This window comes from Campylobacter sp. US25a (assembly GCF_004379075.1).
Taxonomy (GTDB): Bacteria; Campylobacterota; Campylobacteria; order Campylobacterales; family Campylobacteraceae; genus Campylobacter_D; species Campylobacter_D jejuni.
In genome coordinates this window covers 1-4,689 of the sequence record NZ_RYYM01000029.1, presented here as the reverse complement: position 1 = coordinate 4,689, position 4,689 = coordinate 1, and the positions used below count along the sequence as shown (strand labels likewise).

The window sequence follows — 4,689 nt, the reverse complement described above, 5'->3', positions numbered from 1 at the left end:
ATTTATTCTAAACTCAAAGAAAAACTAGAAAGCAAAGGAATAGACAATATATCAAGTGGGCAAATTGCTTGGTTTGTATGTAGTGTAGGGATTTTTATCATTCCTATGGTATATTTTTATATCAGTAATAATTATGATCAATTCACTATTTTATTTATTATGTTATTTATTTTTATATTGAATATGCTTTATATTAAAAATTTTTTTGCATTATTGTTGCTTGTGATATTAATATTTATATATATGAAATATCATGAGTTTATCTATAATTTTAAAATTTTATTTTTTATTTTTGCACCTATAATTTTTATCTTTTTAAGAGCTTGGAGAATTTTAATAACTTTTTTATGTGGATATATTTTTTTAGTGGCTATGGTATATATATTTGAGTTATTAGGAGGATTTTATAAATGAAATATTATGTTACGATTTATATTGATCCATTGGTAGAATGTTTTTTGGATTTTAAAAATCAGTGTTACTGGCAAAGAGAAGATTTCACCCATGCTTTCTTAGGACTTACCAAAGGCAAAAGTCCTGATGAGCTTGATAAAGCAGATGAAACATTAAGACAAGAATATCTTAAAAACAAAGAATGGGACAAGATAGATCAAAAATGGTATGAAGCTAAAGAGCCTAATGAATTCAATGATGGTTTTTGGGGTTCTACAAGACAGATGGAAACTTATAAACCAAAGATATATATTATACCACAAATAACCTTTGCTGATATTCTACAATCCCCAAAAACTAAACAATATTATATTTACAATCAAGATTATCAAGACTATCAAAAATTCACTCCTTATGGTTTGGATTTTAGACTTTATAGTAAAGATTTTATCACTAAACTTGATTTTAAAGATGAAGCTTATAATGTGCTTTATAATACAGGAGTTTAAATGGGAGATAGTATTACGCTTTCTATTTTTGTAGGTTCATTGCTATCCATTGCTGTTATCACAAAATTTTATCTTATAGCTTTATCTGTGCTTATTGCCTTTTCTATTTTAAATTATTGGATGAGAATTAACATAAAAGAATTTGTAAAATCTTATTTTTTAATATCTTTTATTATCTTTTTTATGGCTATTGTTATCATATTTTATCTTACTTATGATCTTGAAACTTCTAGAGGGCTTGTATTGCTTGGTCCTCCAGAAATTGAAAAATTGTCACCGCAAGAATATAAAGCATATAATTATTTTGGATTTTTGACTTGTATAACTATGTTTTTTTTTACAATCACATTTTTTATACTTCCTTGTTTATTACAAGCTTATTTATTTAAACGCTATAGCACAGGAGAAAAACGCAAAAAATTAAGTTGGTTTATAGGGTTTGCGTGTAATATCTTTTTATTAATTGTGAGTTTTTATAAGTTATATGAAAATCTTTAAAGACTATCAAAAATTCACTCCTTATGGTTTGGATTTTAGACTTTATAGTAAAGATTTTATCACTAAGCTTGATTTTAAAGATAAAGCTTATAATGTGCTTTATAATACAGGAATTTAAATGGGAGAAGATATTACATTTTCTATTTTTTGGGGTTTGGTAGGATTTATTTTTAGGCTTGTTACTATTGATACAATACTTTATATTACAGCCTTAAGCGTTCTTATTGCCTTTTCTATTTTAAATTATTGGATGAGAATTAACATAAAAGAATTTGTAAAATCTTATTTTTCAATATATTTTATTATCTTTTTTACAGCTATTATTATCATATTTTATCTTAGCTATGATCTTGAAACTTATAGAGGATATGTAATGCTCGGTCCTCCAGAAGCTGAAGAATTATCACCACAAGAATATATAGTATATAAGTGTTCTAAATTTTTAATCTTTATAAATTTTATTTTTTTTACAATCACATTTATTATACTTCCTTGTTTATTACAAGCTTATTTATTTAAATGTTATAGCACAGAAGAAAAACGCAAAAAATTAAGTTGGCTTATAGGGTTTGTGTGCAATATTATTATATTAATTGCAAGTGTGTATGTGATATATGAAAATCTTTAAAGACTATTAAAAATTCACTCCTTATGGTTTGGATTTTAAACTTTATAGTAAAGATTTTATCACTAAGCTTGATTTTAAAGATAAAGCTTATAATGTGCTTTATAATACAGGAGTTTAAATGGGAGAAGATATTATACTTTCTATTTTTTGGGGTTTATTTGGATTTATTCTTGCTTTTACTAATATAAAATTTTATCTTACAACTTTAAGTGTTCTTGTTGTCTTTTCTATTTTAAATCATTGGATTAAGATTAATATAAAAGAATTTGTAAAATCTTATTTTTTAATATCTTTTATTATCTTTTTTATGGCTATTGTTATCATATTTTATCTTACCTATGATCTTGAAACCTCTAGATCGCTTGTATTACTTGATCCTCCAGAAATTGAAAAATTATCACCGCAAGAATATAGAGTGCGTAATTATTTTAAATTTTTAACCTTTGCAACTATGTTTTTTTTAGTAATCACATTTTTTATACTTCCTTGTTTATTACAAGCTTATTTTTTTAAATGTTATAGCACAGGAGAAAAATGCAAAAAATTAAGTTGGTTTATAGGGTTTGTGTGTAATCCTATATTAATGGCGGGTGTGTATATGATGTATTAAAATCTTTAAAGACTATCAAAAATTCACTCCTTATGGTTTGGATTTTAAACTTTATAGTAAAGATTTTATCGCTAAGCTTGATTTTAAAAATAAAGCTTATAATGTACTTTATAATACAGGAGTTTAAATGGGAGATAGCATTACACTTTCTATTTTTTTAGGTTTTATAGGATTTATTTTTGCTTGTAGTGTTATAGAATTTTATCTTATAGCTCTAAGCGTTCTTATTGCCTTTTCTATTTTAAATTATTGGATTAAGATTAATATAAAAGAATTTGTAAAATCTTATTTTTTAATATCTTTTATTATCTTTTTTATGGCTATTGTTATCATATTTTATCTTACTTATGATCTTGAAACCTCTAGAGGGCTTGTATTGCTTGATCCTCCAGAAATTGAAAAATTATCACCACAAGAGTATAAAGCACATAATTATTTTGATTTTTTAGGCGGTATAACTTTTATTTTTTTTATAATCACATTTTTTATACTTCCTTGTTTATTGCAAGCTTATTTATTTAAATGTTATAGCACAGGAGAAAAACACAAAAAATTAAGTTGGCTTATAGGGTTTGTGTGTAATATCTTTTTATTAATGGCGGGTGTGTATATGATGTATTAAAATCTTTAAAGACTATCAAAAATTTAATATATTTGATATAATATTCATTTATCTTAAATATTTAGAAAAAAATGGATAGAGAATTATTTATAACAAGGCTTGCTTTTATAAACAATGATGAAATAGACACAATAGATAAAAATTCATCCATAGCATATTTAAAAGCCTTATATCAATGTGAAAATTCCATAGCTATAAATTATAATCAAGAAGATCTTTTCACCCAAGCTACCGCTATAAACAATCTAGGCTATAATTCTACTTTCACAAAAATCTTCATCCTAGATAAAGAAAATCTAAATGATACCTATCTTGATGCTAGAAAAAGGCTTTATAAATCTATCAATACTTTAAAAGAAAAAAGAAATGAAAAAATAAAAGATATCCAAGACTATTTAGATAAAGAAATTTCCTTACAAGATAATCTAAATAATCAAAGCTTTAATACTAAGGAAAATGATGTTAATTTAATTTTAAACGAAGTATTTAACAAGGTGCAACTATCGGATATGGACATCTTATAGGGCAAAATGAATGGGATTTGTATAAAAATGGTATTATTTTACAAGAAGCGGATAAATTGTTTAAAAGCGATTTGTTACCCTTTGAAAATGCTGTAAAAATTCAATAAACTCTTCCTTAGCACAGAACGAATTTGATGCCTTGGTTATATTATGTTTTAATATAGGGATTGATAATTTTAAAAATTCTTTTGTTGTTAAAATCATCAATGCAGAGAAAACGGGTTGCAAAACATTAAAGGAAGCTTGGATGGCGTGGAACAAAAGTCAAAATAAAGTAATGCGGGGGCTAATTAATAGGAGAAATGCTGAATATAAGCTTTACACTCAAGGAGGTTATGAAAAATGGTAATTTTTAAAAATATATTATTGTTTTTATTTTTTAGTACTTATTTGTTAGCGCAAGAGGATTTTACTCCACTAGAGCAATGTACCTATGAAAATGAAAAGTTTTGGATAAAAATTTTAAATCTATGTCCAGAGGGTAATATAACTTGTGATAAAATTGTATATGTGGGTGTCAATAAAAATAATGGAAAATATATTGTCCTAAACGGTAAGTCTATTAGTGATGTAAATATGAATTTTAAAGGATATGTTTTTAAAAATGGTATTTATGAATATAATATTTTTAATAATTTTTTATATATTTCTAAAAACAAGCGGAATATACAAGAATATGGTCTGAAATTATGTGAAAAATAGACGCAACAAAGGCAACAAGCAACAACAAATACTAGAATATGTAAAAAGTTAAAAAGATGCAATAAGAATTACAAGAAGTTTTTAAAGTTATAAAAATCCTAATTAATGAAATCTTAGCTCCTAAATTTTACAACAAATACAAAGATTTAGAAGTAGAGATTGATGATAAGGGTAATGTGCTTAGATGGATAGGAGAGATTAAT

General features: G+C 25.0%; 9 protein-coding genes. All 9 read left to right on the top strand.

Translation table 11 applies throughout. From position 1 onward, the window contains the following. Window positions 1-414: hypothetical protein (locus tag ELQ12_RS10485; RefSeq protein WP_206781631.1), on the top strand; the 414-nt coding region annotated here is incomplete at its 5' end. Further along, on the top strand, window positions 411-902 hold the full coding sequence (locus ELQ12_RS10480) for a hypothetical protein (protein ID WP_171824273.1): 492 nt from the start codon (window positions 411-413) through the stop codon (window positions 900-902). The genes ELQ12_RS10485 and ELQ12_RS10480, both read left to right, overlap by 4 nt. Next, window positions 903-1,400: a hypothetical protein gene (locus ELQ12_RS09350; RefSeq protein WP_044779661.1), complete on the top strand. Its 498-nt coding sequence runs from the start codon at window positions 903-905 to the stop codon at window positions 1,398-1,400. Further along, entirely contained in the window at window positions 1,387-1,518 is a 132-nt protein-coding gene (locus tag ELQ12_RS10850) for a hypothetical protein (protein WP_279586142.1), read from the top strand. Before ELQ12_RS09350 ends, ELQ12_RS10850 begins: the two co-directional genes overlap by 14 nt. Next, window positions 1,519-2,028, top strand: coding sequence for a hypothetical protein (locus tag ELQ12_RS09345; protein ID WP_070209825.1), 510 nt, complete (start codon window positions 1,519-1,521; stop codon window positions 2,026-2,028). Window positions 2,029-2,146: 118 nt separating this feature from the next. Continuing rightward, the gene (locus ELQ12_RS09340) at window positions 2,147-2,638 is read left to right on the top strand and encodes a hypothetical protein (RefSeq protein WP_126219891.1); all 492 of its coding nucleotides are present in this window, start codon (window positions 2,147-2,149) and stop codon (window positions 2,636-2,638) included. Window positions 2,639-2,765: 127 nt separating this feature from the next. Continuing rightward, window positions 2,766-3,260, top strand: a complete 495-nt coding sequence (locus ELQ12_RS09335; protein WP_002861550.1) for a hypothetical protein — start codon at window positions 2,766-2,768, stop codon at window positions 3,258-3,260. Window positions 3,261-3,331: 71 nt separating this feature from the next. Continuing rightward, window positions 3,332-3,784, top strand: coding sequence for a hypothetical protein (locus ELQ12_RS09330; protein ID WP_044780646.1), 453 nt, complete (start codon window positions 3,332-3,334; stop codon window positions 3,782-3,784). Between the two features lie 342 nt (window positions 3,785-4,126). Further along, entirely contained in the window at window positions 4,127-4,486 is a 360-nt protein-coding gene (locus ELQ12_RS09320) for a hypothetical protein (protein ID WP_002861547.1), read from the top strand. Window positions 4,487-4,689 lie beyond the last annotated feature (203 nt).

Excerpts from the sequence above, each read along its gene's own strand:
- ELQ12_RS10480 (WP_171824273.1), top strand. The coding sequence starts at position 411 with ATGAAATATTATGTTACGATTTATATTGATCCATTGGTAGAATGTTTT.
- ELQ12_RS09350 (WP_044779661.1), top strand. The coding sequence starts at position 903 with ATGGGAGATAGTATTACGCTTTCTATTTTTGTAGGTTCATTGCTATCC.
- ELQ12_RS10850 (WP_279586142.1), top strand. The coding sequence starts at position 1,387 with ATGAAAATCTTTAAAGACTATCAAAAATTCACTCCTTATGGTTTGGAT.
- ELQ12_RS09345 (WP_070209825.1), top strand. The coding sequence starts at position 1,519 with ATGGGAGAAGATATTACATTTTCTATTTTTTGGGGTTTGGTAGGATTT.
- ELQ12_RS09340 (WP_126219891.1), top strand. The coding sequence starts at position 2,147 with ATGGGAGAAGATATTATACTTTCTATTTTTTGGGGTTTATTTGGATTT.
- ELQ12_RS09335 (WP_002861550.1), top strand. The coding sequence starts at position 2,766 with ATGGGAGATAGCATTACACTTTCTATTTTTTTAGGTTTTATAGGATTT.
- ELQ12_RS09330 (WP_044780646.1), top strand. The coding sequence starts at position 3,332 with ATGGATAGAGAATTATTTATAACAAGGCTTGCTTTTATAAACAATGAT.
- ELQ12_RS09320 (WP_002861547.1), top strand. The coding sequence starts at position 4,127 with ATGGTAATTTTTAAAAATATATTATTGTTTTTATTTTTTAGTACTTAT.